This is a genomic window from Leucobacter luti (assembly GCF_050310065.1).
GTDB lineage: Bacteria > Actinomycetota > Actinomycetes > Actinomycetales > Microbacteriaceae > Leucobacter > Leucobacter luti_B.
In genome coordinates this window covers 599,061-621,559 of the sequence record NZ_CP190007.1, presented here as the reverse complement: position 1 = coordinate 621,559, position 22,499 = coordinate 599,061, and the positions used below count along the sequence as shown (strand labels likewise).

Here is a 22,499-nt window from a genome sequence, read left to right as displayed (position 1 = left end):
TGCTCGGGTTGCTGAGGTTGCAACTCGAGAGTGCGCGTGCGAACGCAAGCGCAAGCGCGAGTCAGGTTCCGCGCATCCTGCACCCTGCGCCGAGTCGGCCGGAAGGCCCCAATCAGCGGCGCGAAAGGGGCCTTACGGCCGACTCGACCGCGGGAATGGGGCCTTACGGCCGACTCGGCCCCCGCGCAACACCCAACACCCCCAACACCCCAACACCCCAACACCCCAACACCCCAACACCCCAACACACCCACCCACCACCCCCAAATTGATTCCAAATAAATAAGCGGCGATAATCGCTCCCATCAGCCAACCGCCCGATTGGTAAGTGTTTGTAAAGTCAAACGCGAAAGTCATAAGCGTGAATAATGCGAAATATGACGATGACGGGGAAGTCAATTCCTGATCCGGCGGCTAATCTGAGTCATCACCTGGGAAAAATCTTCCGCTGCAAAGGAGCGCAGAATGAAGTCCGCCAACCCAAGCCGCCCAAGCCGCCCGCGCCGCGCGCTCGTCGCCGCGCTCGCGGCCGCCGCCGCGCTGGTGCTCAGCGCCTGCACCGGGGGCGCAGGAGGCGCCGGCGGCGCTGCCGCCCCGAAGCCCGAACTCAAGGACAGCGGCAAGGAGATCGAGCAGGTCACCGTCGCCTTCCCCGGTTCCCTCGCCAATCTCTACATCGGCCAGGAGTCCGGGATCCTGAACTACTACCTCGCGGGCAACGTGCAGGAGGGGCTCGTCGGCATCGACGCCGACGGCAAGTTCGTCCCTGCCCTCGCGAGCGAGTGGGAAACCCCCGATCCCACGACCTACGTCTTCACGCTGCGCGACGACGCGAAGTTCCAGAACGGCGACCCCGTCACGCCCGAGGACGTCGTCTTCAGCCTCGAGCAGGCGAAGGATCCGACGGCATCGCCCGGCACCTCCTTCTACCTGCAGTCCCTCGCGAGCGCCGAGGTCACGGGCGACAAGCAGGTCACGATCAAGACGACGGCGCCCGACGCCGCCTTCCTCACGACGCTCTCGAACGTGGGCGCGCTCGTCGTCACGCAGAAGGCGTTCTGGGAGGCGCAGGGCGGCAAGGTCGGCACGAGCCAGGCCCTGCTCATGGGCACCGGCCCGTACCAGGTCACCGAGTTCCAGCCCGATTCGCACGTCACCCTCGAGCGCGTCGACACCTGGTGGGGCGAGGCCCCCAAGGTGAAGGAGATCCGCGTCGACTTCATCTCCGACGAGAACACCCGCCTCCTCGCCGCCCAGAAGGGCGACATCGACGTCGCGTTCAACGTGCCGATCAAGCAGGCGCAGCAGTGGGAAAAGATCAAGGACGGCCGCGTCGAGGCCGTCAACGACCTCTCCTACGCCGGCCTCATCTTCGACCACGAGGTCGCCCCGTTCGATGACCCGAACGTGCGCGCCGCGATCGCGAGCGCGGTCGACCGCGACGCGATCGTCGACAAGCTGCTGCGCGGATACGGCGAGGTCGCCGAGTCGATCATGACGCCCGAGTCGCTCAGCCAGGCTTACGACGCCGACGCCGCACGCAAGTTCCTCTCCGAGGTGCCGCAGCACGACTTCGACCTCGACAAGGCGAAGGAACTCCTGAAGGGCACGGAGGCCGAGAAGGGCTTCACGACCGAGATCACCTACCCGAACACGGGCCCCCAGCTCGGCACCGCGGCGCAGTCGCTCGCCGAGAACCTGAAGAAGGTCGGGATCACGCTCAAGGTGCGCGAGGTGCCGATCGAGGAGTGGCTCGCGACCATCGGCGACGGCGAGCACGGCCTCGGCTTCATGTGGTACTTCTCGACGACCGGCGATCCCGCCGAGGTGAACGGCTACCTGCTCGGAGCAGGGAACGACAGCCACTTCGACGACCAGGATGCGCAGAAGCTCATCGCCGACGCCGGCGCCGCGACGGATCCGGAGGAGCGCGCCGACATCCTGCTCGAGCTCGAGCAGCTGAACGCCGCCGAGACCCACACCGCGCCGCTGTGGTGGGGCCAGACGATCACGTACCTCGGGCCCGGGATCGGCGTGCACGACTTCAGCCCGTACACCTTCCTCGGCTCCTGGGGCACCCAGCTCTACGCCGCCGAGTAGGCACCGGCAGTACCGTGCTCCCGCGCCGGGACCGGATCCGCATCAGGATCCGGCCCCGGCCGCGAGGCACCACCCCGATCCAAAGGAGGACCGAGATGACCGCGGTCGAGATCGCCACCGTCGCGACACCAGACGGCCCACCGGGCAAGACCGGCTCCCGCATGGGAAAGAACCTGGGGAGGACCGTCGCGCTGCGCATCGCGGGCGTGCTCGTGATCCTCCTCATCATCTCGTTCGTCACCTTCTCGCTCCTGTATCTCGCGCCGGGCGACATCGTGAAGAACCTGCTCGGCAACCGGCCGACCTCCCCCGAGGCGATCGCGGCGATCCGCGCCGAGTACCACCTCGACGACCCGTTCTTCGTGCGCTACATCGACTGGCTCGGCGGCGCGCTCACGGGCGACTTCGGCGAGTCGATCCGCCTGCAGCAGCCCGTTGGCGACGTCATCGCCTCGCGCCTGCCGAGCACGATCGCCCTGATCGCGCTGTCGTTCCTCGTCGCGCTCGTGACCGCGATCCCGCTCGGGATCGTGAGCGCCGCCCGCGAGGGCCGCGCGACGGACCGGATCGGCAGCGCCCTCTCCCTGCTCGGGCTCTCGGCGCCGTCGTTCGCGCTCGCGATCCTGCTCCTCTACCTGTTCTCGATGCTGATCCCGCTCTTCCCCGCGTACGGCGGCGGCGACGGCCCGCTCGACGCGCTCTGGCACCTCACGCTTCCCGCGGTCGCGCTCGCGGCGGGCATCGGCGCGATCCTCATGCGCATGACCCGCGCCGCCGTGCTGCGGGAGCTGCAGAGCGACGCGATCACCTTCGCGCGGGCCCGCGGGCTCTCGGAGCGTGAGGTGCGCACGATCGCGCTGCGCGGGGCCGCGATCCCGATCGTCACGGGTGCGGGCCTGATCCTGACCTTTATCGTGGGCGGCACGATCATCGTGGAGACGGTGTTCGCGCTCCCCGGCATCGGCTCGCTGCTGCAGGAGGCGGTGCTCTTCAAGGACTTCCCGCTCGTGCAGGCCCTTACGATGCTGATCGCCGCGGTGATCGCGGTGATCACGATCCTCGTCGACCTGAGCTACCTCCTGCTCGACCCCCGCGTCCGCACGAAGGAGCTGAACCGATGACCGCACCGGCCCTCCCCAGAACCCGCGCGATCTCGCTGAAGCCCGCGCGGAGGCGCCCCGATTGGCTCGTCGCGGCGTGCGCGATCCTGCTCGGGATCGTGGCCCTCCTCGCCCTCGCCTCGCCGTTCCTCGTCGGCCCGGCCAGCGAGCAGAGCATCCTCGACGCACTGCTCCCCCCGGGTAGCCCCGGCCACCTGCTCGGCACGGACGAGCTCGGCCGCGACATCCTGCTGCTCACGCTCGCGGGCACCGGATCCGCGGTCGCGGGCCCCGCCGTCATCGCGGTCGGTTCCATGGTGCTCGCCGTGATCTTCGGCACGCTCGCCGGCTATTTCGGCGGCATCACCGACGGCGTGATCGGGCGAATCGTCGACGTACTCCTCTCGCTGCCCGTGATGCTCGTCGCGATCGTCGTCGCCGGCATTTTCGGGGCGGGCTACTGGGTCACGGTCGCGATGCTCATCGTGCTGTTCTGCCCCTCGGACATCAGGATCGTGCGCGCCGGCGTCACCGAGCAGGCCCCGCGCCCCTACGTCGAGGCCGCGCAGATGCTCTCGCTTTCGCCGCTCCGGATCATGTACCGCCACATCGTGCCGAACGTCTGGCCGCTCATCCTCACGAACGTCATGCTCAACCTCGGGATCGCGCTCGTGACGCTGTCGTCGCTGTCGTTCCTCGGGATCGGCGTCGCGCCGGGCACCCCCGACTGGGGCCGACAGATCGCGGACGGCCGCAGCGTCATGGCCGACAACCCGGCCATGCTGCTCGTGCCCGCGATCCTCATCGTGATCGTGACGATGGCCATCAATCTGCTCGGCGACCACCTCGGTGAGCGCCTGCGCGAACGGGGGATCCAGTGAACGCGAAGACCGAAGCCGCCGCGACCCGCGAGGGCGTCGCCGCGATCGGGCTCTCCGTCGAGGGGCCGGCCGGCACGATCGTCGAGCCGCTCGACCTCGAGGTGCGGCCCGGCCGCACGCTCGCGATCATCGGGGAGTCCGGATCCGGCAAGTCGATGACCGCCCGGGCGCTCACGGGCCTCCTCCCGCGCGGCACGAGCGCGACGGGCGAGGCCGAGATCGACGGCCACCGCTACTCGCTCGCGAGCCGGGACGACGCGATGTGGGCCGGGATCCGCGGCCGCCGGGCCGTGCTCCTGCTGCAGGATCCCTTCACGAGCCTGAGCCCCGTGATCAGGTGCGGGGACCAGATCGCGGCGACGATCCGGGCCCGCGTGCGCGCGGAGACGGGACGCACGCCGAGCCGCGCCGAGGTCGCGCCCGAGGTCGCGCGCCGGCTCGAGGAAGTGCGCCTCCCCGCCGAGACCGCGCGCCGCTACCCGTCGGAGCTCTCGGGCGGCATGCGCCAGCGCGTCGCCATCGCCGCGGCGCTCGCGGCCGAGCCACGCCTCCTCATCGCCGACGAGCCGACCACGGCGCTCGACGCGAGCAACCAGGGCGGCGTGCTCGACCTGCTGCGCGAGCTCCTCGCGAAGCACCGCATGAGCCTCATCCTGATCAGCCACGACCTCGGCGTCGTCGCCGGCCGCGCCGACGACCTGCTCGTCATGCGCACGGGCGAGGTCGTAGAACGCGGGCCGGCCGAGCAGGTGCTCGCGGCGCCCCAGCACGCGTACACGCGGGCGCTGCTCGAGGCGAACCCGACGATCGCCGACCGGCCGGAGGCGGCGGCCCGCGAGGGCGTTGGCGCCGGATCCGGGGTTGCCGGATCAGGGGTTTCGGGATCCGCCGCCGTGCTCTCCGCGCGCGGCATCTCGAAGAGCTTCGGCGCCGTGCGCGCCCTCTCCGACGCCTCGGTCGACGTCGCGTCGGGCGAGATCGTCGCGATCGTGGGCGAGTCGGGATCCGGCAAGTCGACCTTCGCACGCTGCATCGCCGGCCTCGACGTGCCGGACGCGGGCACCGTCGAACTCTCCGGCCGCGTGCTCTCCCCCGGACGCCCCGGGCGGAAGCCGGGCGAGATGCAGATCGTGTTCCAGGATCCGTACTCGACGCTCAACCCGTCGTTCACGATCGAGCAGTCGCTCGCCGAGGCGCTCCGCGCGGCGGGGCGCGACATCCGGTCAGGCCGCGGATCCGGATCCGGCCCCGGCTCCGGATCCGGCTGGCCCGACACGGTCACAGACCTCCTCCGCCTCGTCGAGCTCGACCCCGCGCTCGCCTCGCGGCGGCCCTCGCAGCTCTCGGGCGGCCAGCGCCAGCGCGTCGCGATCGCCCGCGCGCTCGCCCCGCGGCCGCAGCTCCTCATCTGCGACGAGAGCGTCTCGGCGCTCGACGTCTCCGTGCAGGCCCAGATCCTGGCCCTGCTCGCGCGGCTGAAGGAGGAGCTCGGCCTCGCGATGCTCTTCATCACGCACGACCTCGGCGTCGTCGCGCGCGTCGCGAGCCGCGCGATCGTGCTGCAGAAGGGCGAGATCGTGGAGGCCGGCACGACCGCCGAGGTGCTCTACGCGCCGCAGCACCCCTACACCCAGATGCTCGTGGCCGCGGCCGAGCACGACAGCATCCGTCGGGGCGGGGCCGATCCCGCGCCGAGGACCACCGCAAGCGACAAGGAGCAGCAGCGATGACCAGCGAGATCCCCGAGTTCGAGGCGGCGCCCGGCGCCGAAACCCCCGATGGGCTCGCGCCCGAGCGGGCCGCGCTGTGGGAGATCGAGCGGGCCGTCTGGACCCCGCGCACGATCACCGCGGGCGGCGCGACCGCCCTCACCGCGAGCCGCCCGCACACGGCGTACCGCAAGATCGTCGACGTGGTTTCCCCCGATGCGGGGGCGTTCCGCGCCGCCGTCGCTGCGGCGGCCGCCGACCGCGGCTACGTCGACGCCGAGCACCCGGAGCCCATCGTGATCCGCTTCGAGGAGCACCCGGCGCTCGCACCCCTCGACGCCGAGCGCGAGGCCGCGCTCGAGGCGCTCGGCTTCACGCGGGATCCTGACCCCGTGCCGTCGGTTGAGAGCACCAGGCAGGGCGAACCCGCCGGGGTGCGCGGGTGGTCGAAGTGGCTGGGCGAGGGGCCGCGAAGCACCGCGCCGTACTACGGGCAGACGACCGACGTGACCTGCGGCGCCGTGACCGCGCTCATGATGTTCGAGAGCGCCGGGGCGGGCGCCGCGCGCTTCGACGCTGATGGCGACGAGAATCAGGCGCGCGAGATCGCGTTCTGGCGGACGGCGACGAACTTCCCGGCGTGCGAGCCCGTCGGCCTCGCGGTCGCGACCGCGCGCGAGATCACGCGCACGGGCGCCGCGCGCACCCAGCCCCGCGTCGTGCTGAGCGCCCCCGACCTGGTGCTGCTCGAGTGGTTCGAGAAGGACGCGGGCGAGCTGCGCCTCCGCACCCAGCTGCAGCGCGACAGCCTGCGGCAGGCCGCCGAGCTCGGCCTCCCGATCGAGCGGCGCTGGATCGAGGCCGCGGAGATCCGGGACCTCGTGGCCGACGGGAACGACGTGTTCCTCCTCATCACCCTCGAGCCCCTCATCGCGGACCCCACCCCGCACTGGATCCTCGCGCACGACGTGATCGGGGATTCCGTGATCGTCTCCGACCCGTGGGTGGAGTCCGAGCACGGCGAGACCTGGGTCGACACGAGCGCGCTTCCGATCCCGCTCGCTGGCATCGACCTCATCACGCGCTGGGGCGACCCCGAGTACCGCGGCGTCGTGGTGGTCCCGCGGGGGTAGGGCTCGGGCGGTTCGCGCGGAGGGGCGGGCGCGGGGCTCGGGGCGCGGGTCGCGGGGTGCGGGGTGCGGCGCCGAGTCGGCCGTAAGGCCCCAATCACCCGCGCGAAAGGGGCCTTACGGCCCACTCGACCGCGGGAATGGGGCCTTACGGCCCACTCGAGGGTCGCGGGTGCACCCCGCACCCTGCGCACGCGAGCGCCCGGATCCGGACTCGGGTCCGGATCCAGGCCCACACCGCCGCCCCCAAGTTCTGCCCAGCGCCGAGTCGGCCGGAAGGCCCCAATCACCCGCGCGAAAGGGGCCTTACGGCCCACTCCACCGCGGGAATGGGGCCTTACGGCCCACTCGAGGGTTACGGGCGCGGGTGCACCCCGCACGCACACGTGCGCGGCCCCGGATCCGGACCCAGATCGCGCTCCGCGCCCCCGTACCCAATGCTCACCTCGCGCTGAGTCGGCCGAAAGGCCCCAATCACCCCCGCGAAAGGGGCCTTACGGCCGACTCGACCGCGGGAATGGGGCCTTGCGGCCGACTCGAGGGATGCGGGCGCGGGCGAGGGCGCGGGCGCGGGAGCGGGCGCGGGCGCGGGCGCGCACCCCGCGGCCGACGCCCCCGCAGCGCGCTACCCCGCAGTGATCGCGGGCTAGTCAGTGGGTTCCTCGGCCGCGGCGCTCGGGTCAAAGGAGAGCGAGAGGAGCACGAGCTTCTTGGTCTTGTATTCCGGCGTCTGCATATACGCCTCGGCCTGGGCGCGGCTCGCGAAGAAGCCCTGCTTGGAATGGGTATCCACCTGAACGGAGTCGGCGAACGCCATGAGGCCGTCGGCGCCGCTGATGAGGTTGTAGAACATGCAGGAGTCCGCGACCGGCTGGTTGGTCAGGGCCATGCTCGTCACGACGCCGCCGTCGAACTCCCCGATCCGGTACACGAATTGGAGTCCCGTCAGCGCCTCCCCGCCCGCCGCGGCACCCGCCTCGAAGCCGGGGGCCTTCGCCGGCGTCGTGTCGAGCTCGCTGACCTGCATAAGCGGGAGATCAGGGGCGCAGGCCCCGCCGAGGCCCTGCAGTCCGCCGCGGTTGAGCTGCAGCTGCGGGGCGTCGGATTCGTCGAGCAGCGTCAACTCGGTGACGCCCGGGCGTCGCTCCGCCTCGCCGGTGGGCGCCGCGTGCCAGTGGCTCGGGTAGTCGACCGCCATCTCTGGATCCCCGAACACGAGCCGGTTGCCCTTCGGCGTAACGTCAACAAGTTCCGTGTCGTGGGACTCGCCGCCCGCAGAGGGCTCGTCCACCGTCGGCACCGCCGAACTGCAGCCCATCGCCGCGATCGCGACCCCGGCCAGGAGCATCACTGCGGACGCCGCCCGCCCGCGAGACGTCATTCGATCCATCACTGCAGCGCCCGTCTCTGGCCCGGATGCGAGGCCTTCCCCGCGAAGCGACCGTCTAGCGGAAGTTCACGAATTGGAGCGCGACGTCGACGTCGGCCCCCTTGAGCAGCGCGATCGCGGCCTGCAGGTCGTCGCGGCTCTTCGAGGAGACGCGCAGCTCGTCGCCCTGGATCTGCGACTTCACGCTCTTCGGGCCCTCGTCGCGGATGAGCTTGTTGAGCTTCTTCGCCGTGGCCTGGTCGATGCCCTCCTTGAGCTTCGACTCGATCCGGTACTCCTTGCCACTCGGGAACGGCTCGCCGCTCTCGAGCGCCTTGAGCGACAGCCCGCGCTTGATGAACTTCGACTGCAGCACGTCGAGCACCGCGTTCACGCGCTCCTCGGTGTTCGCCTTGATCAGGATCGTCTCGCCCGAGAGGGAGACGTCGGCGCCAACGCCCTTGAAGTCGTAGCGCTGCTCGACCTCCTTGCGCGCCTGGTTCACCGCATTCTCGACCTCCATCGAGTCGATCTTGCTCACCACGTCAAACGAAGAATCAGCCATGCAACCAGCCTACCCGGAACGGGGCGGGCGGGCATCGATCCCGGGACCAGAAGTAACGCAACTTAATGTCTCGCATAACGGGGCCGAATAGTTTGATAGGCTCTCGGGCGGCCCACACCCGGGCCCGTGTGGCAACAGGAAGGATCCCCGTGACCGCCCCGATCGAACTGACCGACACCGCTCCCCCGAAGCGCCGCCTGCCCGGCTGGCTCACCTCGTTTGGCTGGCAGATCCTCGCCGGCCTCGTGCTCGGGCTCGTGCTCGGCGGGGTCGCGCGCACCATCGGGGCCGATGCGGAGGGCAATCCGAACGGGCTGCACGCCACGCTCGACACGATCGGGTCGAGCTACGTCTCGCTGCTGCGCGCCGCGGTCGTGCCCCTCATCTTCACCGCGGTCGTGTCGAGCATCGTCGGGCTGCGCCGCGTCACGAACGCCGCGCGGCTCGCCGGGCAGACGCTCCTGTGGTTCGCGATCACGGCGCTCATCGCCGTGACGATCGGGATCGCGCTCGGCGTGATTCTGCGGCCGGGCGCCGCGGCGTCGCAGACGGAGCTCGAGACGGCGGATCCGTACACCGTCGGGACCTGGTGGAACTTCCTCACGGGGCTCGTGCCGCAGAACTTCCTCGGCCTGAACGCGAGCGGCAGCCTCGACGCCGAGACCGGCGCGCTCACGGTGGCACCCGGCTTCAACGTACTGCAGGTCATCGTGATCTCCGCCGCGGTCGGGATCGCCGCCCTCAAGATCGGCGAGAAGGCCGAGCCCTTCATCCGACTCACCGAGTCGGCGCTCGCGATCATCCAGAAGGTGCTGTGGTGGATCATCCGCCTCGCGCCGCTCGGCACGATCGGCCTCATCGGCAACGCCGTCGCCGAGTACGGCTGGGACAAGATGGGGTCGCTGACCTGGTTCGTCGCGGTGCTCTACCTCGGCCTCGCGATCGTGCTCTTCGTCGTCTACCCCGTGCTCGTGAAGACGCACGGCCTGTCGATCCGGCAGTACTTCTCGGGCGTCTGGCCCGCCGTGCAGCTCGGCTTCGTGAGCCGCTCGTCGATCGGCACGCTGCCGCTCACCGAGCGCGTGACCGAGCGCAACCTGGGCGTGCCGCGCGGCTACGCCTCGTTCGCCGTGCCGCTCGGCGCGACGACCAAGATGGACGGCTGCGCCGCGATCTACCCCGCGGTGGCCGCGATCTTCATCGCGCAGTTCTTCGGGATTGAGCTGACGCTCGTGCAGTACCTGCTGATCGTGCTCGTGTCGGTCGTGGGTTCTGCCGCGACCGCCGGCACGACGGGCGCCACCGTGATGCTCACGCTCACGCTGTCGACGCTGGGCCTGCCGCTCGAGGGCGTCGGCCTGCTGCTCGCGGTCGATCCGATCATCGACATGGGCCGCACCGCGGTGAACGTGGCCGGTCAGGCCCTGGTTCCGGCGATCGTGGCGAAGCGCGAGGGGATCCTGGACCTCGAGCTCTACAACGCGCCGCGCAAGGGTCTCGCCTTCGACAACACCGACACGGAGCCCGAGCAGACGCGAGAGCCCGCCCGGGCATAACCGCCCGGGCCTAGCGGACGGCGGCCCTGCGCATCGCGAGCCAGGTGCCGAGCATCGCGAGGACGAGTACCGCGAGCGACACCCCCGCAATCGCGGGGCGGGTGATCGCGGCGAAGATCTCGCCGAGCTGCGGCGCGAACACGAGCACGAGCACCGCGATCACGAGGCCGAGGGCGAGGCCGGCGATCGCCGGCCCCTTCGCCCCGAAGCGCACCCAGATCGCGCCGAAGAATCCGCCGATCGTGAGGCACAGCAGCACCGCTACGAACGCCGAGGCCACCAGGACGAGCCCGTTGCCGGCGCCGAGCGCGTACACGTCGAGCACGTAGATCGACGCGAACCAGTGGTTGGTCAGCAGCTCGAGCCCGAGCAGCGCGAGCAGCAGCAGCGCGATGTACGCGGCCTGGATCGCGTTCGCGACCAGGGTGCCGAGGATAAAGTTGCGCCTCGTCGCCCCGAGCGCGAGCCCGAACGGGTACGTCGTCGCGACGCCCTGCACCCCGTAGTAGACGAGGAAGCCGGGCAGCGACCACACGACCGCCGAGTTGAAGCGCGCCCCCTGGATGTACTCGGCCGAGGTGGGGTCGACCCCCGTGCGCTGCAGCGCGAGCGAGATGATGATCGACACGACGAAGACGACCGCGAGGATCATGAGCGGGGTCATGAGGAACGTGACCCCCTTGTTCAGGTGAAGCCTCGTCACCTTCAGGATGCGGTTCATGATGCACTCCTCTCATGGGTGCGGCGGGGTGATGGTGAGCTGGTGTCGGATCCGGATCCGGAGTCGGCCTCTTCCGGGTCGAGCCCGTAGGCGGCGACGAGATCCTGCAGGGAGACGGCGCTGAGCTCGAGCCCGGCCGCATCGGCGGCGGAACGGTCCTCCGCGGTGAGGGCCCCCTCGATGACGGCGGTGCCGAGCCCGCCGATCGTGCGGCGGGCGAGCACCTCGCGCCCCGGGAGGAACGCCTCGATCGCGCTCGCCTTGCCGGCAATCTGGAAGGCTCCGCCGCGCAGCTCGTCGACGTCGGCGTGCTTCACGACCCGGCCCTTGTCGAGCACGATCACGCGCTCGAGCAGGCGATCCATCTCGTCGATGAGGTGCGTCGACAGGACGATGGTGCGCGGGTGCGCCGCGTAGTCGGCGAGCAGCTCGTCGTAGAAGATGCCGCGGGCCGTCGCGTCGAGCCCGAGGTACGGCTCGTCGAAGAACGTGATGGGCGAGCGGGAGGCCAGCCCGAGCACGATCCCGAGCGCCGACTGCTGGCCGCGTGAGAACTTCGTCACCGGCGTGCGATCCGGGATCCGGAACAGTTTCACGAGCCGGTCTGCGAGTTCCTGCGACCAGTTCGGGTAGCTGAAGCTCGCGGCGCGCACCGCGTGCTTCAGGCGGTAGTCGTCCGGGTAGCGCTGGTTGTCTCGGATGAAGCACATGGACTCGATCGCCTCGGCCCGCTCGAACGGGGGCTTGCCCCCGACGAGCACCTGGCCCGAGGTCGGGCGATCCTGCGCAGTGATGAGCGACATGAGCGTCGTCTTCCCCGCGCCGTTGCGGCCGAGGAGACCGGTGATGATGCCCTCCTCGATCGTGAGGGTGACGTCGTCGAGAGCGGCCCCACCCCGGTACCTGCGCGTGAGTCCACGCGTCTCGATTGCTGTTGCGTTCATTTCTCTGATTCCTTCTCGATGAGTCGGATGACGTCTTGGGTCGTGAGGCCGAGGGTGTCGGCCTCGGCAAGGAGGGGGGCGACGAAGTGCTCGCGGAATCCCTCCTGCCGTTCGGTGGCAATGAGGGCGCGTGCCCCCGGTGAGACGAACATGCCGATGCCGCGGCGCTTGAAGATCACGCCCCGGTCGACCAGGAGGTTCAGCGCCTTGCCCGCCGTCGCGGGGTTGATGCGCATGAAACCGGCGAGTTCGTTGGTGGACGGCACCTGCTCGTCCTCCGCGTACACCCCGCGCAGGATGTCCGCCTCGATGCGCTCCGCCAGCTGCTGGAAGATCGGGCGCGAGTCGTCGAACATGGTCACCTCCGTTCGTTAGTTAGTTACTTCACTAATGAACCTACGCACCGATCGCCCCTCGCGTCAAGAGAAACCTTGTAGTCGTTCATCTGATGAAGTATCGTGGGCGTGCGCGATCGCTGTGCCCGCAACGAATTCCCGCCGACGCGAAGGACGCCATGGTCTCCACCAACATCACCGTCGATCACGCCACGACGGGGCTCGTCACCGCCGAGGTGACCGCCGCGGAGCAGATCTCCCCCACGTTCATGCGGCTCACGATCGAGGGCGAGGAGCTCGCGGAGTGGCGCCACCTGGGCTACGACCAGTGGTTCCGGCTCGCGATCCCCGTCGCGGGAGAGGCGACCCGCTTCGACCGGCTCTCCCAGCGCTTCGACATGAAGGGGTACCTGCGCTACGTCTCGCTCCCCCGGGCCACGCGGCCCGCGATCCGCAACTACACGGTGCGCGAGTTCGATCCCGCGAGCGGCCGCATGCTCGTCGACTTCGTGCTCCACGGCGCAGATCCGGCCCACGCCGGGATCGCCGGCCCGTGGGCGGAGTCGCGCCCCGTCGGCGCGCGCGTCGGCCTCATCGACCAGGGCTGCGGCTATCGCCACTTCGAGGGGGCGGAGCGCGTCGTGCTCGTCGGCGAGGAAACGGCGCTTCCCGCGGTCGCCGGCATCCTACGCGACCTCCCGCGAGACGCCGTGGGTCACGCGATCATCGAGGTGCCGGACAAGGCGGACCGCGAGGAACTCGCGGGGCCCGAGGGCGTCGAGGTGCGCTGGCTCATCCGCACGGACGAGCGCACGCCGGGCGCCGCCGCCCTCGAGGAGCTCGTCGGTCTCGCGATCCCGAGCGGCCCGCTCTCGGCCTTCGTCGCGGGCGAGCAGAAGCTCGCCTCGGGCGGCAGGCGCCACCTCGTGGGCGAGTGCGGCTTCGACAAGGCCGCGGTCGACTTCTGCGGGTACTGGCGGGCGAAGTAGTCGGTTCCGGATCCTGATCCGGCGCCGGATCGGGACCCGCGCGCTACAGGATCCCGCACTCCATTGCGCGCGTCACGGCGCGCGTGCGATCCGACACCCCGAGCTTCTCGAACGCGTGCAGCAGGTGCGTCTTCACGGTCGACTCGCCGATGAAGAGCCGCGCCGCGATCGCGGGGTTGCTGAGCCCCTCGGCGACGCAGCGCAGGATCTCCGTCTCGCGCGGCGTGAGCGCGGCTCCCCGGTCGGCGCCCTGCCCCGCTGCGTGCGCCGATCCGGATCCGGCGCCCGAGGCGCGCGCGACGAGCTGCGCCGCGATCGACGGCGCGAGCACGGTCTGGCCCGCGGCGACGGCCCGCACCCCCGCGGCGAGCTCCTCGGCGGGCGCCGCCTTCACGAGGTAGCCGCTCGCCCCAGCCTCGATCGCGGCGAGGATCTGGTCGTCGTCCTCGTACGTCGTGAACACGAGCACGCGCGGGGAGCCGTCGCCGCGCGCGATCGCTCGGGTCGCCTCGACGCCGCCGATGCCGGGCATGCGGAGGTCCATGAGCACGACGTCCGGCGCGCTCGAGGCGACGAGCTCGATCGCCTCCTCCCCCGAGGCGGCCTCGCCCACGACGGCGAAGTCCGGCTCGGTTTCGAGGAGGCCGGAGATGCCGCCGCGCACGATCGGGTGGTCGTCGACCACGAGGACTCGGATCACGATTCGCTCCCCACTGCGTTCTGATCTTGGGATTCTGCCCGCGGTGTCGGGGCCTGCTCCGGCTCGGCCGCGAGGGCGCCCATGGTCGTGAGCGGCACCCGCACCTCGAGGCGCGCGCCGCCCCCGTCCCGCGGGCCGAACTCGACGGAGCCGCCCGCGGCGCGCACGCGGTCCGCGAGCCCGCTCAGGCCGAAGCCGGCCGGCGCCGCCAGGCTCGCCGCTTCCTGCGCGCCGGCCGCTGCGGCCCCGTCGTGCCCGGCGGGCCCACGGCCGTCGTCCTCGACGACGAGCCGGGCCCCCGGACCGGCGCCGTCCCCGTCCGCCGCGAGCGACACCTCGACACGCCTCGCGTCGGCGTGCTTCCACACGTTCGAGAGCCCCTCCTGGGCGGCGCGGAGGAGCACGACCTGGAGCTCTCGGTCGAGCTCGAGGGGCGCGATCCGGCACTCGACCGCAAGACCCGTGTCGGCGGCGATGCGGGCAGCGACCCGCTCGATCGAGGCCGCGAGCCCGCCCTCGCCGAGCGGCTGCGTCGTCGCCACGAGGGCGCGCGCCTCGACGACGGCCGCCCGCGCCGCGGCGCCGACCCGGTCGATCCGCTCGGCCGCGCGCGGGGTGTCGCCTGCGGCGAGCGCCCGGTCCGCCTGCTCGGTGAGCATCACGAGGCCCGCGAGCGTCTGGGTGAGCGTGTCGTGGAGCTCGCGGGAGAGCCGCTCGCGCTCGGCGCTCGCACCCGCCTCCTGCGAGAGCGCGGCGACCTCCGCCTGCGAGCTCTGCAGCTTCTCGGCGAGCTGACGGTGCGCCTCTGAGCGCTCGAAGATGCGGGTGATCCAGGTGCCCATCGCGATGGCGAAGGCGAGCGACAGCGCGGCGATGAGCAGGGCGGAGAGCACGGGGTAGTCGCTGCCGCGGCGCTCGTAGCTGACGATGGATCCGACCGCGACCGCGACCGCGAGCCCCACGCTCCAGGAAATCGCGGAGCGGTACTCGTCGACGATCACCCACAGCATCGGGAAGCACACGGCCTGCAGCGTCGCGAAGCTCGGGTCGACCGCGGCCGCGGCCCCCGCGATCACGACGATGAGCACGAGGTACACGAGGTCGGCCCTGACCGCCTGCTGCTCCCACGCGACGCGCCTGAGCGCCGCGTGACCCAGCACGACGTACACGACGAGGAACGCGACGAGCGGTGCGAGCACGAGCGCCGGGTGGACCGACCGCGGATCCTCCGCGTTCACGAGCCCGACCGCGCCGAGGAAGACCAGCACCCCGACGACGGCGATGTCCCACCAGAGGACCGGATACCGTCGACCGGGTGCCTGCGTCATGCGTTTACTCTCTCACGTCGGCACTGCTCAGGGTCGTGCCGCTCAGGATTGTGTGATTCAGGAGCGGCGCGTCCACCGGAAGGTGATGAGGCTGAGCACGAGCCCGACGACGAGCCAGACCCCGAGCATGATCGCGACGAGGCCGAGGTTCCACTCGCCGCCCGCCTCCGCGGCCTGCAGGTGCTCCGGCAGGAACACCGCGCGCATGCCCTGCGCGAGCCACTTCAGCGGGAACGCCGATGCGATGTTCTGTAGCCACTCGGGAAGCATCGAGAACTGCAGGTAGACGCCCGAGATGAACTGCAGCAGCAGCACGATCGGCAGCACGACGGCGGTCGCGCTGCGCGACGAACGCGGGAGCGCCGAGAGCGCGATCCCGAGCAGGGTCATCGTGACGATGCCGAGCGCGAAGATCCAGGCGAACCGGGCCCACTGTGCCGGCTCGGAGGGCAGGCTGACCTGGAAGACGACGACCGCGAAGCCGAGCAGCAGCGCGAGCTGCAGGAGCGAGGTGATGAGCGTCATCCCGGCCTTGCCGATGAAGTAGCTCACGGGCGAGACGGGCGTCGCGCCGAGGCGGCGGAGCCAGCCCTCGCTCTTCTCGCGGGCGATGTCGACCGCAAGGTTCTGGACGCCCGAGAGGAAGATGCCGGCGGCCACGAGCCCCGGCAGGTAGTACGCGGCCATCGAGATCCCGCCCGTGCCGTCGGGCTTCGCGCCGACCTCGCCCATCGAGTCGAAGGCGACGCCGAAGATCCCGAGCATGAGCACCGGGAAGAGGAAGGTGAAGAACACCGTGTCCGGCGAGCGGACGTAGGCCTTCAGCTCGAATCCGATCGCGGAGAGGCCCGCGCGCAGGATCCCGGGTGCGCTGCCCCCACTCCCCCTCGCGGGGGTGCCTGCCATCGGTGACGCTGCCGCCGACGCTGCCGTTGCGCTCATCGGACCGCTCCTTCCATGCTTGCCTCGCCCGCGAGGGATCGGGATCCGGATCCGGAATCTTCCCCGGGCCCTGCGTCCTCGTGGATGAACCCGAGGTAGATCTCCTCGAGGCTCGGCCGGCGCACCTCGAGGTCGCGGGGCTCGCCTCCGGCCGCCGCCGCGAGCCGCGCCACGAAGGCCGCCGGCTCGGTCGTCTTCTCCTCGCGGATCGCTCCGGCCTCGTCGCGCCACCGCACCGACGGCACGCGGGCGTCAGCGCCCCCGAGCAGGGCTGGCGGCGCCTCGGCCGCGATCCTGCCGCCCGTGAGCACGCCGACGCGGTCGGCGAGGTGCGCCGCCTCGTCGAGATAGTGGGTCGTGAGCAGGATCGCCGTGCCCTCGCCGGTGAGCCCCTCGAGCATCGTCCAGAACTGGCGCCTCGCCTCGGGGTCGAAGCCCGTGGTCGGCTCGTCGAGGAAGAGCAGTTCGGGGCGGCCGACGATCCCGAGCGCGACGTCGAGGCGGCGCCTCTGGCCGCCCGAGAGCTTCGTGGCGCGCCGCCCGGCGTGCTCCGTGAGGCCGACGAGCGAGAGCACCTCGTCGGTGCTCCGCGGGTGCTCGTACAGCGCGCCGAAGTGGCCGATCAGCTCGCGCGGCGTGAACGGCCCGAGGTCGTCGGTGCCCTGCGACACGATCCCGATCCGCGACCTCCAGGCGCGGCCGGCCGCGAGCGGCTCCTCGCCGAGCACGCGCACCTCGCCGCGGCCCGGGCGCCGCAGCCCCTCGAGGATCTCGATCGTCGTGCTCTTTCCCGCCCCGTTGGGGCCGAGCAGGGCGTAGGTCTCGCCCCGCGCGATGTCGAGGTCGATCCCGTCGAGGATCACCCGATCGCCGTACCGTTTCTCGAGCCCGCGAACGCGGACCGCGGCCTCTTCGGCCCCTTCGGCCTCTTCCCGATGTTTCGTCATGGTTCAAGGGTGGCGGGATCAGGGCCTTCGCGGTAGCAGCCGGGCGGATGAGATTCCGCATCCACCGATCGGTGGATGCGTTCAGACCGAGTTCGCGAGCACGGTCAGGCCGAGGTAGACGGCGCCGAAGAGCGCCGCGAAGATCGCGCCGGCGCCGATCCCGAACCGCAGCCTGCGCCCGCCAGCCGCGACCTTGCCGCCCGCGACCTTGCCGCCCGCGACCTTGCCGCCCGGCTGCTCGAGGCGGAGGCGCGCCCCGGCATCGCCGTGGGCGCGGTCGTCGCGCCAGCGCTCCCACTGGGTGATGCGGGCGCCGAGCGCCGAGACCGCCCTGGCGAGGCGCTGCCAGTCGGCGGGGTTGCGGGTGACCTGGTCGAGGCGGGAGCGCAGGATCAGGAGATTGTCGCGCAGCTCGACATCGTAGCCGCCCCTGCCGTGCGCGCCGGCACCCACGTCGTCGATCAGCCAGGCCATGACGTCGGGGGTGAAGAGGTAGAGCGCGTCGGACTCGTAGCCCTTCGGCGCGAACAGCTCGAAGTGCCGGTCGAAGTCGCCCTCGAGCGAGAGCCGCTGATCCCGGGCCGGTGCCGTGTACGCGGAGAGCGCGGGGACGCGCGGCCCCGCCTGCCTGAGCCGGATGTTCGGCAGCTCGGTCGCGAGCCGCACGATGCAGACCCCGCCGAAGCGCGTGAAGCCGTCGCCGCGGTCGTCGGCCGACGCGCTCTCGCGGTTCGCGACCGTGAAACGCCGCAGCGCGTCCCGCGACAGCATCGTGCTCGTCAGCGTGTCGGCGCCGTCGGCCGTGATCATGGGTTTCGGGGCGTAGTCGAAGCCGTTCGCCCCGGCAAAGCCGAGGAGCGCTGCGTGATCCCGCGCCGTCGTGAAGCGGGTCTGGGTCCAGGTCGTGAACCAGATCAGGATCCCGCCGCCGAGCAGCATGAGCGCGAAGATCGCGGACATGCCGAGGAGCTGCGAGGCCTTGTCGTCGCCGCCGTGCAGCGCCTCGTCGACCATCCCGAAGCCGAGCGCGAACAGCCCGATCGGCATGACCGCCGCCGCGAACCACACGTACAGCCGGCGCGCGCCGACGCGCTCGCCCCTGAGCTCGGGGAACTTCGTCACGAACTGGGCCAGCTCCGCCCGGGTGAGGCGGGTCAGCAGCGGGCGCACGTCGAACTCGACGGGGCCGGGGCTGGCGTTGCTGGCGCCGGTGCCGCCGGTGCCGCCGGTGCCGCCGGTGCCGCCGGTGCCGCCGGTGCCGCCGGTGCCACCGCCGCGCACGGTGTCGACCCCGCGCCACTCGTGCGCGAGCACCCCGAGGTTCGGGCCGGTCGTGCGCTCGCGGAGCACCGCGAGCCACGCGCCGATCTCCGCCCCCACCAGGAACGCGACCGGGATCGGCCACTCGCCGGGGCGCCAGGCGACGGCCAGGAAGAGCCCCGCGATCAGGCCCGGGATCCCGACGGTCACGAGCGCCCGCGCGACCGGCCGGCCGGGGCGCTTGAGGAAGAGGATGCGCCCGAGCGCCACGCCGAGGAGCGCCATCACGACCGTGCCGAAGACGTTGCGCGGCTCGGTGGCCCCGAGCAGGGCTGCGAGGAGTAGCCAGGGCAGCGCGGCCGCGAGGGCGCGTGCCGGGGTGGAGCCCGAGATGCCCGCGACGAGCTGGGCGAGGAGGGGGCCGGATGTGCGGCGCGGGGCGGGGTGGGGATCCGGGGCCTCGTTCGGATTCGGCGCCTGGTCGGGATCCGGGGCCGCGGCGGGATCCGGGGCCTCGGCGAGATCCGGGGCCAGGTCGGGATCCGGCCGCCCCGTGGCGGCGCGCTCGCGCGCGAGGAGCCGCAGCCCGCGCACGATTCCGGCCGCCCCGGCGAGCGCGAGGAGCGCGCCAGCGCAGGCGCCGAGCCAGACGCCGAGGCTCGTCCCGATCGGCTCGCCCATGAAGTCGAGCGGCCGGCCCGCAAACCAGAAGAGCGCCGCGATTGCCGCGCCGAGAAGGATCGCAATCCCCGATGAGAGCAAGATGTGCAGTGCCGCCGACCCCCGTTGCATATGAAGAGCCTATGGGCCCTCGTGCGCTCGCCCGAATCGCGGCGGCGGTCGTAGGCTGATCGGGTGGACACCGCAGACATCACACCGCTGAGCAGCACCTTCGCCTCGGACAACTGGGCGGGGGTGCACCCCGAGGCGCTCGCCGCGATTGCGGAGGCCAACTCGGGCTACGCGCCGGCCTACGGCGGCGACCCGTGGACGGCCGAGTTCGGTTCACTCTCGAAGCGCCTGTTCGGCGAGGAAACCGAGGCGTTCCCGGTGCTCAACGGGACGGGCGCGAACGTGCTCGCACTGCAGGCCGCGATCCCGCGCTGGGGCGCCGTGATCTGCGCCTCGACGGCGCACGTCGCGACCGACGAGACGGGCGCGCCCGAGAAGACCGGCGGGCTCAAGATGCTGCCGGTCGAGACGCCCGACGGCAAGCTGACGCCCGAGCTCGTGGACCGCGAGGCCTGGGGATTCGGCAACCCGCACCGCGCGCAGCCGGCGGTCGTGTCGGTGTCGCAGGTCACGGAGCTCGGCACCTGCTACTCGCCCGACGAGCTGCGCGCGCTCGCCGAGCACGCCCACGGGCACGGGATGCTCCTCCACATCGACGGCTCGCGGCTCGCGAACGCCGCCGCGCACCTCGGCGTCTCGCTCGGCGCGCTCACCCGCGACGTCGGCGCCGACCTGCTGAGCCTCGGCGGCACGAAGAACGGGCTGCTCGCAGCTGAGGCCGTCGTCGTGCTGCGGCCGGGCGCCGCGCCGGGCCTCGACTACCTCCGCAAGATCAACCTCCAGCTCGCGTCGAAGATGCGCTTCGTCTCCGCGCAGCTGCTCGCGCTCTACGGCGGCGACCTGTGGGAGCGCAACGCGCGGCACGCGAACGCGATGGCGGCGCGGCTCGCGGACGGGCTGGGATCCGGGGGCGGATCCGGATCCGGCGCCGGATCCGCCGCTGGAATCGAGGTCGCGCACCCGGTGCAGTCGAACGCGGTGTTCGCGCGCATGCCGGCCGAGCGCGCGGCGCGGGCGCAGGCCGCGTTCCCCTTCGGCTCGTGGCCGAGCGAGCCGGGCCTCTTCCGCCTCATGTGTGCGTTCAACACCGCCCCGGAGGACGTCGACGCCCTCCTCGCCCTCCTCGCCGACTAGCGCGGCCCGGTTTGTTGTTGTTGTCGTCGTTGTTAGCGATTTCGGGGCCTCGCGGCCCGCTGAAGCCCCGAAATCGCTAACAACGGGCCGGGCGCGGCGCGCGAGTGTGGCGGCGGGCTGCGCTGCCTCCGCAAACTACGCTCCCTCGCGAGTTTCCGCCCAAAACCCACCGAGCGAGCGCAGATCCCGGAACGACCGCCGCCCCCAACCATGTTGTTAGCGATTTCGGTTCGAATAGCGCCCTATTCGAACCGAAATCGCTAACAACCGCCAGGGGTTAGGCGCCCACGCCTCCGAAGGCGAGGCGAGCCGCGATCACGAGCATCACCGCGGCGACGACGCCGTCGAGGATCCGCCACGAGCGCGGCGTGGCAAAGAACCTGGTCAGGGCCCGGGCGCCGTAGCCGAGCACGAAGAACCACGCGACGCTCGCGAGCGCGCCGCCCGCGACGAACCACCAGCGCTCCGGGTCGCCCTGCGCGTTGCCGATCGAGCCCATGAGCACCATCGTGTCGAGGTACACGTGCGGGTTCAGGTAGGTGATCGCGAGGCAGGCGAGCACAGTCTTCTTGAGCGAGCCCGCGCTGCCCGAATCCGCGACGAGCGCCTCCGGCCGCATGGCCCTGCGCGCGGCGGTCCACGCGTACCAGACAAGGAAGAGCACGCCGCCCCACCGCACGATTTCCAGCACGACCGGGGCGCGCTCCCCGACGTACCCGATCCCGGCGACGCCAAGGAACTCGAGCAGCGCGTCCGTGAGCCCGCAGATGAGCACGACGGGAAGCACGTGCTCGCGCCGGATCCCCTGCCGCAGCACGAACGCGTTCTGCGCGCCGATCGCGACAATCAGCGAGAGGCCGCTGCCGATGCCGATGAGGAGGGGAAGGATCATGGTTTCGACGTTAGGGCCAGGGCGGCTCCGGATCCCAATTCAGGATGCCTAAACTTTCTGAAGGAGCATAAGCAGAACTGCAGAAAGGATCGGCGCGCATGGACCTGCCAGTCGAGCACCTCACGACCTTCGCGACGATCATCGCCGAGGGCAGCTTCGAGGGGGCGGCGCGCGCCCTGCACATCACGCCCTCCGCGGTGAGCCAGCGCGTGCGCTCGCTCGAACAGCGCGTCGGTTCGGTGCTCCTGCGCCGCACGCGGCCGGTCGAGGTCACCGACGCCGGGGCCACGATCCTGCGCCTCGCCCGGCAGCTCGACCGGCTCGTCGGCGACGCCGCACGCGAGCTCGGCGGCGGCGACGCCGACCGGGCGCTCGTGCCGATCGTCGTGAACGCCGACTCGCTCGCGACCTGGTTCGTGCCGGCGCTCGCGCGCGCCGCCCGCGAGACGGGCGCGAACTTCGAGCTGCTGCGCGCCGACGAGTCGATCTCGACCGAGCGCCTGCGCCGGGGCGACGCCATGGCGGCGCTCACCGCCCAGCGCGATCCCGTGCCGGGCTGCACCTCGACGCGCATCGGCCTCGACCGCTACCACGCGGTCGCGAGCCCCGCCTTCCTCGCCGAGCACTTCGCCGGCGGCGTCACAGCCGAGGCGCTCTCCGCCGCGCCCATGATCGAGTTCGACAGGCACGACGAGTTCCAGCGCCGCTTCATCAGGAGAATCACCCGCGCCGAGATGTCGCCGCCGCGCCACTTCGTGCCCTCATCGGCCGAGTTCGCCCACGCGATCGAGCTCGGCATGGGTTGGGGCATGCTCCCCGAGATCCAGTGCCAGGAGCCGATCGCGGCGGGTCGGCTCACCGAGCTCGGCCCGGCGGCCACGATCGACATGCCCCTCTACTGGCAGCGCTGGCGCCTCGACTCCCCCGTGCTCGACGCGCTCAGCGCGATCGTGCTCGAGGAGGGCGCCGCAGCGCTGCGGTGAGACGGCCGGCGTCCGCGCGCGTGCGCCGGGTGGGTGGCGGTTGTTAGCGATTTCGGGGCTTCGCGGCCCACTGAAGCCCCGAAATCGCTAACAACAGCCCCCGGGGGCGCGGATCCGGATCC

General features: G+C 71.4%; 20 protein-coding genes. 9 read left to right on the top strand and 11 right to left on the bottom strand.

Annotation, left to right across the window (positions count from 1 at the left end; genetic code table 11):
* The first annotated feature begins 465 nt into the window (after positions 1–465).
* The 5 genes from ACOPJ3_RS02825 (at position 466) to ACOPJ3_RS02805 (ending at position 6,923) form a co-directional block, all read left to right on the top strand.
* Positions 466–2,100, top strand: coding sequence for an ABC transporter substrate-binding protein (locus ACOPJ3_RS02825; protein WP_427870319.1), 1,635 nt, complete (start codon positions 466–468; stop codon positions 2,098–2,100).
* Positions 2,101–2,195: 95 nt separating this feature from the next.
* Positions 2,196–3,221 (top strand): ABC transporter permease, encoded by a 1,026-nt coding sequence (locus ACOPJ3_RS02820; protein WP_427870318.1) that lies wholly within the window; start codon positions 2,196–2,198, stop codon positions 3,219–3,221.
* Positions 3,218–4,081, top strand: a complete 864-nt coding sequence (locus ACOPJ3_RS02815) for an ABC transporter permease (RefSeq protein ID WP_427870317.1) — start codon at positions 3,218–3,220, stop codon at positions 4,079–4,081. The genes ACOPJ3_RS02820 and ACOPJ3_RS02815 overlap by 4 nt, the downstream gene beginning before the upstream one ends.
* The gene (locus tag ACOPJ3_RS02810) at positions 4,078–5,811 is read left to right on the top strand and encodes an ATP-binding cassette domain-containing protein (protein ID WP_427870316.1); all 1,734 of its coding nucleotides are present in this window, start codon (positions 4,078–4,080) and stop codon (positions 5,809–5,811) included. Before ACOPJ3_RS02815 ends, ACOPJ3_RS02810 begins: the two co-directional genes overlap by 4 nt.
* A complete protein-coding gene (locus ACOPJ3_RS02805; RefSeq protein WP_427870315.1) occupies positions 5,808–6,923 on the top strand; it encodes a peptidase C39 family protein in 1,116 nt (371 codons plus the stop codon). The genes ACOPJ3_RS02810 and ACOPJ3_RS02805 overlap by 4 nt, the downstream gene beginning before the upstream one ends.
* 643 nt (positions 6,924–7,566) lie before the next feature.
* Here the strand turns inward: ACOPJ3_RS02805 and ACOPJ3_RS02800 are convergent.
* Positions 7,567–8,301, bottom strand: coding sequence for a hypothetical protein (locus ACOPJ3_RS02800; protein ID WP_427870314.1), 735 nt, complete (start codon positions 8,299–8,301; stop codon positions 7,567–7,569).
* A gap of 64 nt (positions 8,302–8,365) precedes the next feature.
* Positions 8,366–8,854, bottom strand: a complete 489-nt coding sequence (locus ACOPJ3_RS02795; RefSeq protein ID WP_427870313.1) for a YajQ family cyclic di-GMP-binding protein — start codon at positions 8,852–8,854, stop codon at positions 8,366–8,368.
* Positions 8,855–9,003: 149 nt separating this feature from the next.
* Between ACOPJ3_RS02795 and ACOPJ3_RS02790 the strand changes: the two genes are divergently transcribed.
* Positions 9,004–10,410 carry a dicarboxylate/amino acid:cation symporter gene (locus ACOPJ3_RS02790; RefSeq protein ID WP_427870312.1) on the top strand — a complete coding sequence of 469 codons (1,407 nt, stop codon included), beginning with the start codon at positions 9,004–9,006 and terminating at the stop codon, positions 10,408–10,410.
* A gap of 10 nt (positions 10,411–10,420) precedes the next feature.
* Here ACOPJ3_RS02790 and ACOPJ3_RS02785 read toward each other — a convergent pair whose 3' ends face one another.
* From ACOPJ3_RS02785 to ACOPJ3_RS02775, 3 genes are read right to left on the bottom strand one after another with little or no spacing between them, the layout of a single operon-like run.
* Positions 10,421–11,131: a hypothetical protein gene (locus tag ACOPJ3_RS02785; RefSeq protein WP_427870311.1), complete on the bottom strand. Its 711-nt coding sequence runs from the start codon at positions 11,129–11,131 to the stop codon at positions 10,421–10,423.
* Positions 11,128–12,075 carry an ABC transporter ATP-binding protein gene (locus ACOPJ3_RS02780; protein WP_427870310.1) on the bottom strand — a complete coding sequence of 316 codons (948 nt, stop codon included), beginning with the start codon at positions 12,073–12,075 and terminating at the stop codon, positions 11,128–11,130. Before ACOPJ3_RS02780 ends, ACOPJ3_RS02785 begins: the two co-directional genes overlap by 4 nt.
* The gene (locus ACOPJ3_RS02775; protein WP_427870309.1) at positions 12,072–12,431 is read right to left on the bottom strand and encodes a GntR family transcriptional regulator; all 360 of its coding nucleotides are present in this window, start codon (positions 12,429–12,431) and stop codon (positions 12,072–12,074) included. Before ACOPJ3_RS02775 ends, ACOPJ3_RS02780 begins: the two co-directional genes overlap by 4 nt.
* A gap of 158 nt (positions 12,432–12,589) precedes the next feature.
* Here ACOPJ3_RS02775 and ACOPJ3_RS02770 point away from each other — a divergent pair, with 158 nt between their 5' ends.
* The gene (locus tag ACOPJ3_RS02770) at positions 12,590–13,399 is read left to right on the top strand and encodes a siderophore-interacting protein (RefSeq protein WP_427870308.1); all 810 of its coding nucleotides are present in this window, start codon (positions 12,590–12,592) and stop codon (positions 13,397–13,399) included.
* Positions 13,400–13,442: 43 nt separating this feature from the next.
* Here the strand turns inward: ACOPJ3_RS02770 and ACOPJ3_RS02765 are convergent, their stop codons facing one another.
* The 5 genes from ACOPJ3_RS02765 to ACOPJ3_RS02745 all read right to left on the bottom strand — a co-directional run bounded on the left by ACOPJ3_RS02765 (position 13,443) and on the right by ACOPJ3_RS02745 (position 19,368).
* Entirely contained in the window at positions 13,443–14,099 is a 657-nt protein-coding gene (locus tag ACOPJ3_RS02765) for a response regulator (protein ID WP_427870307.1), read from the bottom strand.
* The gene (locus ACOPJ3_RS02760) at positions 14,096–15,427 is read right to left on the bottom strand and encodes a sensor histidine kinase (protein WP_427870306.1); all 1,332 of its coding nucleotides are present in this window, start codon (positions 15,425–15,427) and stop codon (positions 14,096–14,098) included. The genes ACOPJ3_RS02765 and ACOPJ3_RS02760 overlap by 4 nt, the downstream gene beginning before the upstream one ends.
* 57 nt (positions 15,428–15,484) lie before the next feature.
* Positions 15,485–16,369: an ABC transporter permease gene (locus tag ACOPJ3_RS02755; RefSeq protein ID WP_427870305.1), complete on the bottom strand. Its 885-nt coding sequence runs from the start codon at positions 16,367–16,369 to the stop codon at positions 15,485–15,487.
* A complete protein-coding gene (locus ACOPJ3_RS02750) occupies positions 16,366–17,316 on the bottom strand; it encodes an ABC transporter ATP-binding protein (RefSeq protein WP_427870304.1) in 951 nt (316 codons plus the stop codon). Before ACOPJ3_RS02750 ends, ACOPJ3_RS02755 begins: the two co-directional genes overlap by 4 nt.
* An 81-nt stretch (positions 17,317–17,397) precedes the next feature.
* Positions 17,398–19,368 carry a hypothetical protein gene (locus ACOPJ3_RS02745; protein ID WP_427870303.1) on the bottom strand — a complete coding sequence of 657 codons (1,971 nt, stop codon included), beginning with the start codon at positions 19,366–19,368 and terminating at the stop codon, positions 17,398–17,400.
* Positions 19,369–19,431: 63 nt separating this feature from the next.
* Here ACOPJ3_RS02745 and ACOPJ3_RS02740 point away from each other — a divergent pair, with 63 nt between their 5' ends.
* Positions 19,432–20,502 carry a threonine aldolase family protein gene (locus tag ACOPJ3_RS02740; RefSeq protein WP_427870302.1) on the top strand — a complete coding sequence of 357 codons (1,071 nt, stop codon included), beginning with the start codon at positions 19,432–19,434 and terminating at the stop codon, positions 20,500–20,502.
* Positions 20,503–20,779: 277 nt separating this feature from the next.
* Here the strand turns inward: ACOPJ3_RS02740 and lysE are convergent, their stop codons facing one another.
* The gene (gene lysE / locus ACOPJ3_RS02735; RefSeq protein ID WP_427870301.1) at positions 20,780–21,394 is read right to left on the bottom strand and encodes an L-lysine exporter; all 615 of its coding nucleotides are present in this window, start codon (positions 21,392–21,394) and stop codon (positions 20,780–20,782) included.
* A gap of 98 nt (positions 21,395–21,492) precedes the next feature.
* Here lysE and ACOPJ3_RS02730 point away from each other — a divergent pair, with 98 nt between their 5' ends.
* Positions 21,493–22,377 carry a LysR family transcriptional regulator ArgP gene (locus tag ACOPJ3_RS02730; protein WP_427870300.1) on the top strand — a complete coding sequence of 295 codons (885 nt, stop codon included), beginning with the start codon at positions 21,493–21,495 and terminating at the stop codon, positions 22,375–22,377.
* Positions 22,378–22,499 lie beyond the last annotated feature (122 nt).

Excerpts from the sequence above, each read along its gene's own strand:
- ACOPJ3_RS02755 (WP_427870305.1), bottom strand. The coding sequence starts at position 16,369 with ATGAGCGCAACGGCAGCGTCGGCGGCAGCGTCACCGATGGCAGGCACC.
- ACOPJ3_RS02795 (WP_427870313.1), bottom strand. The coding sequence starts at position 8,854 with ATGGCTGATTCTTCGTTTGACGTGGTGAGCAAGATCGACTCGATGGAG.
- ACOPJ3_RS02815 (WP_427870317.1), top strand. The coding sequence starts at position 3,218 with ATGACCGCACCGGCCCTCCCCAGAACCCGCGCGATCTCGCTGAAGCCC.
- ACOPJ3_RS02745 (WP_427870303.1), bottom strand. The coding sequence starts at position 19,368 with ATGCAACGGGGGTCGGCGGCACTGCACATCTTGCTCTCATCGGGGATT.
- ACOPJ3_RS02770 (WP_427870308.1), top strand. The coding sequence starts at position 12,590 with ATGGTCTCCACCAACATCACCGTCGATCACGCCACGACGGGGCTCGTC.
- ACOPJ3_RS02760 (WP_427870306.1), bottom strand. The coding sequence starts at position 15,427 with ATGACGCAGGCACCCGGTCGACGGTATCCGGTCCTCTGGTGGGACATC.
- ACOPJ3_RS02785 (WP_427870311.1), bottom strand. The coding sequence starts at position 11,131 with ATGAACCGCATCCTGAAGGTGACGAGGCTTCACCTGAACAAGGGGGTC.
- ACOPJ3_RS02820 (WP_427870318.1), top strand. The coding sequence starts at position 2,196 with ATGACCGCGGTCGAGATCGCCACCGTCGCGACACCAGACGGCCCACCG.
- ACOPJ3_RS02775 (WP_427870309.1), bottom strand. The coding sequence starts at position 12,431 with ATGTTCGACGACTCGCGCCCGATCTTCCAGCAGCTGGCGGAGCGCATC.
- lysE (WP_427870301.1), bottom strand. The coding sequence starts at position 21,394 with ATGATCCTTCCCCTCCTCATCGGCATCGGCAGCGGCCTCTCGCTGATT.
- ACOPJ3_RS02750 (WP_427870304.1), bottom strand. The coding sequence starts at position 17,316 with ATGACGAAACATCGGGAAGAGGCCGAAGGGGCCGAAGAGGCCGCGGTC.
- ACOPJ3_RS02805 (WP_427870315.1), top strand. The coding sequence starts at position 5,808 with ATGACCAGCGAGATCCCCGAGTTCGAGGCGGCGCCCGGCGCCGAAACC.
- ACOPJ3_RS02730 (WP_427870300.1), top strand. The coding sequence starts at position 21,493 with ATGGACCTGCCAGTCGAGCACCTCACGACCTTCGCGACGATCATCGCC.
- ACOPJ3_RS02825 (WP_427870319.1), top strand. The coding sequence starts at position 466 with ATGAAGTCCGCCAACCCAAGCCGCCCAAGCCGCCCGCGCCGCGCGCTC.
- ACOPJ3_RS02780 (WP_427870310.1), bottom strand. The coding sequence starts at position 12,075 with ATGAACGCAACAGCAATCGAGACGCGTGGACTCACGCGCAGGTACCGG.
- ACOPJ3_RS02800 (WP_427870314.1), bottom strand. The coding sequence starts at position 8,301 with ATGACGTCTCGCGGGCGGGCGGCGTCCGCAGTGATGCTCCTGGCCGGG.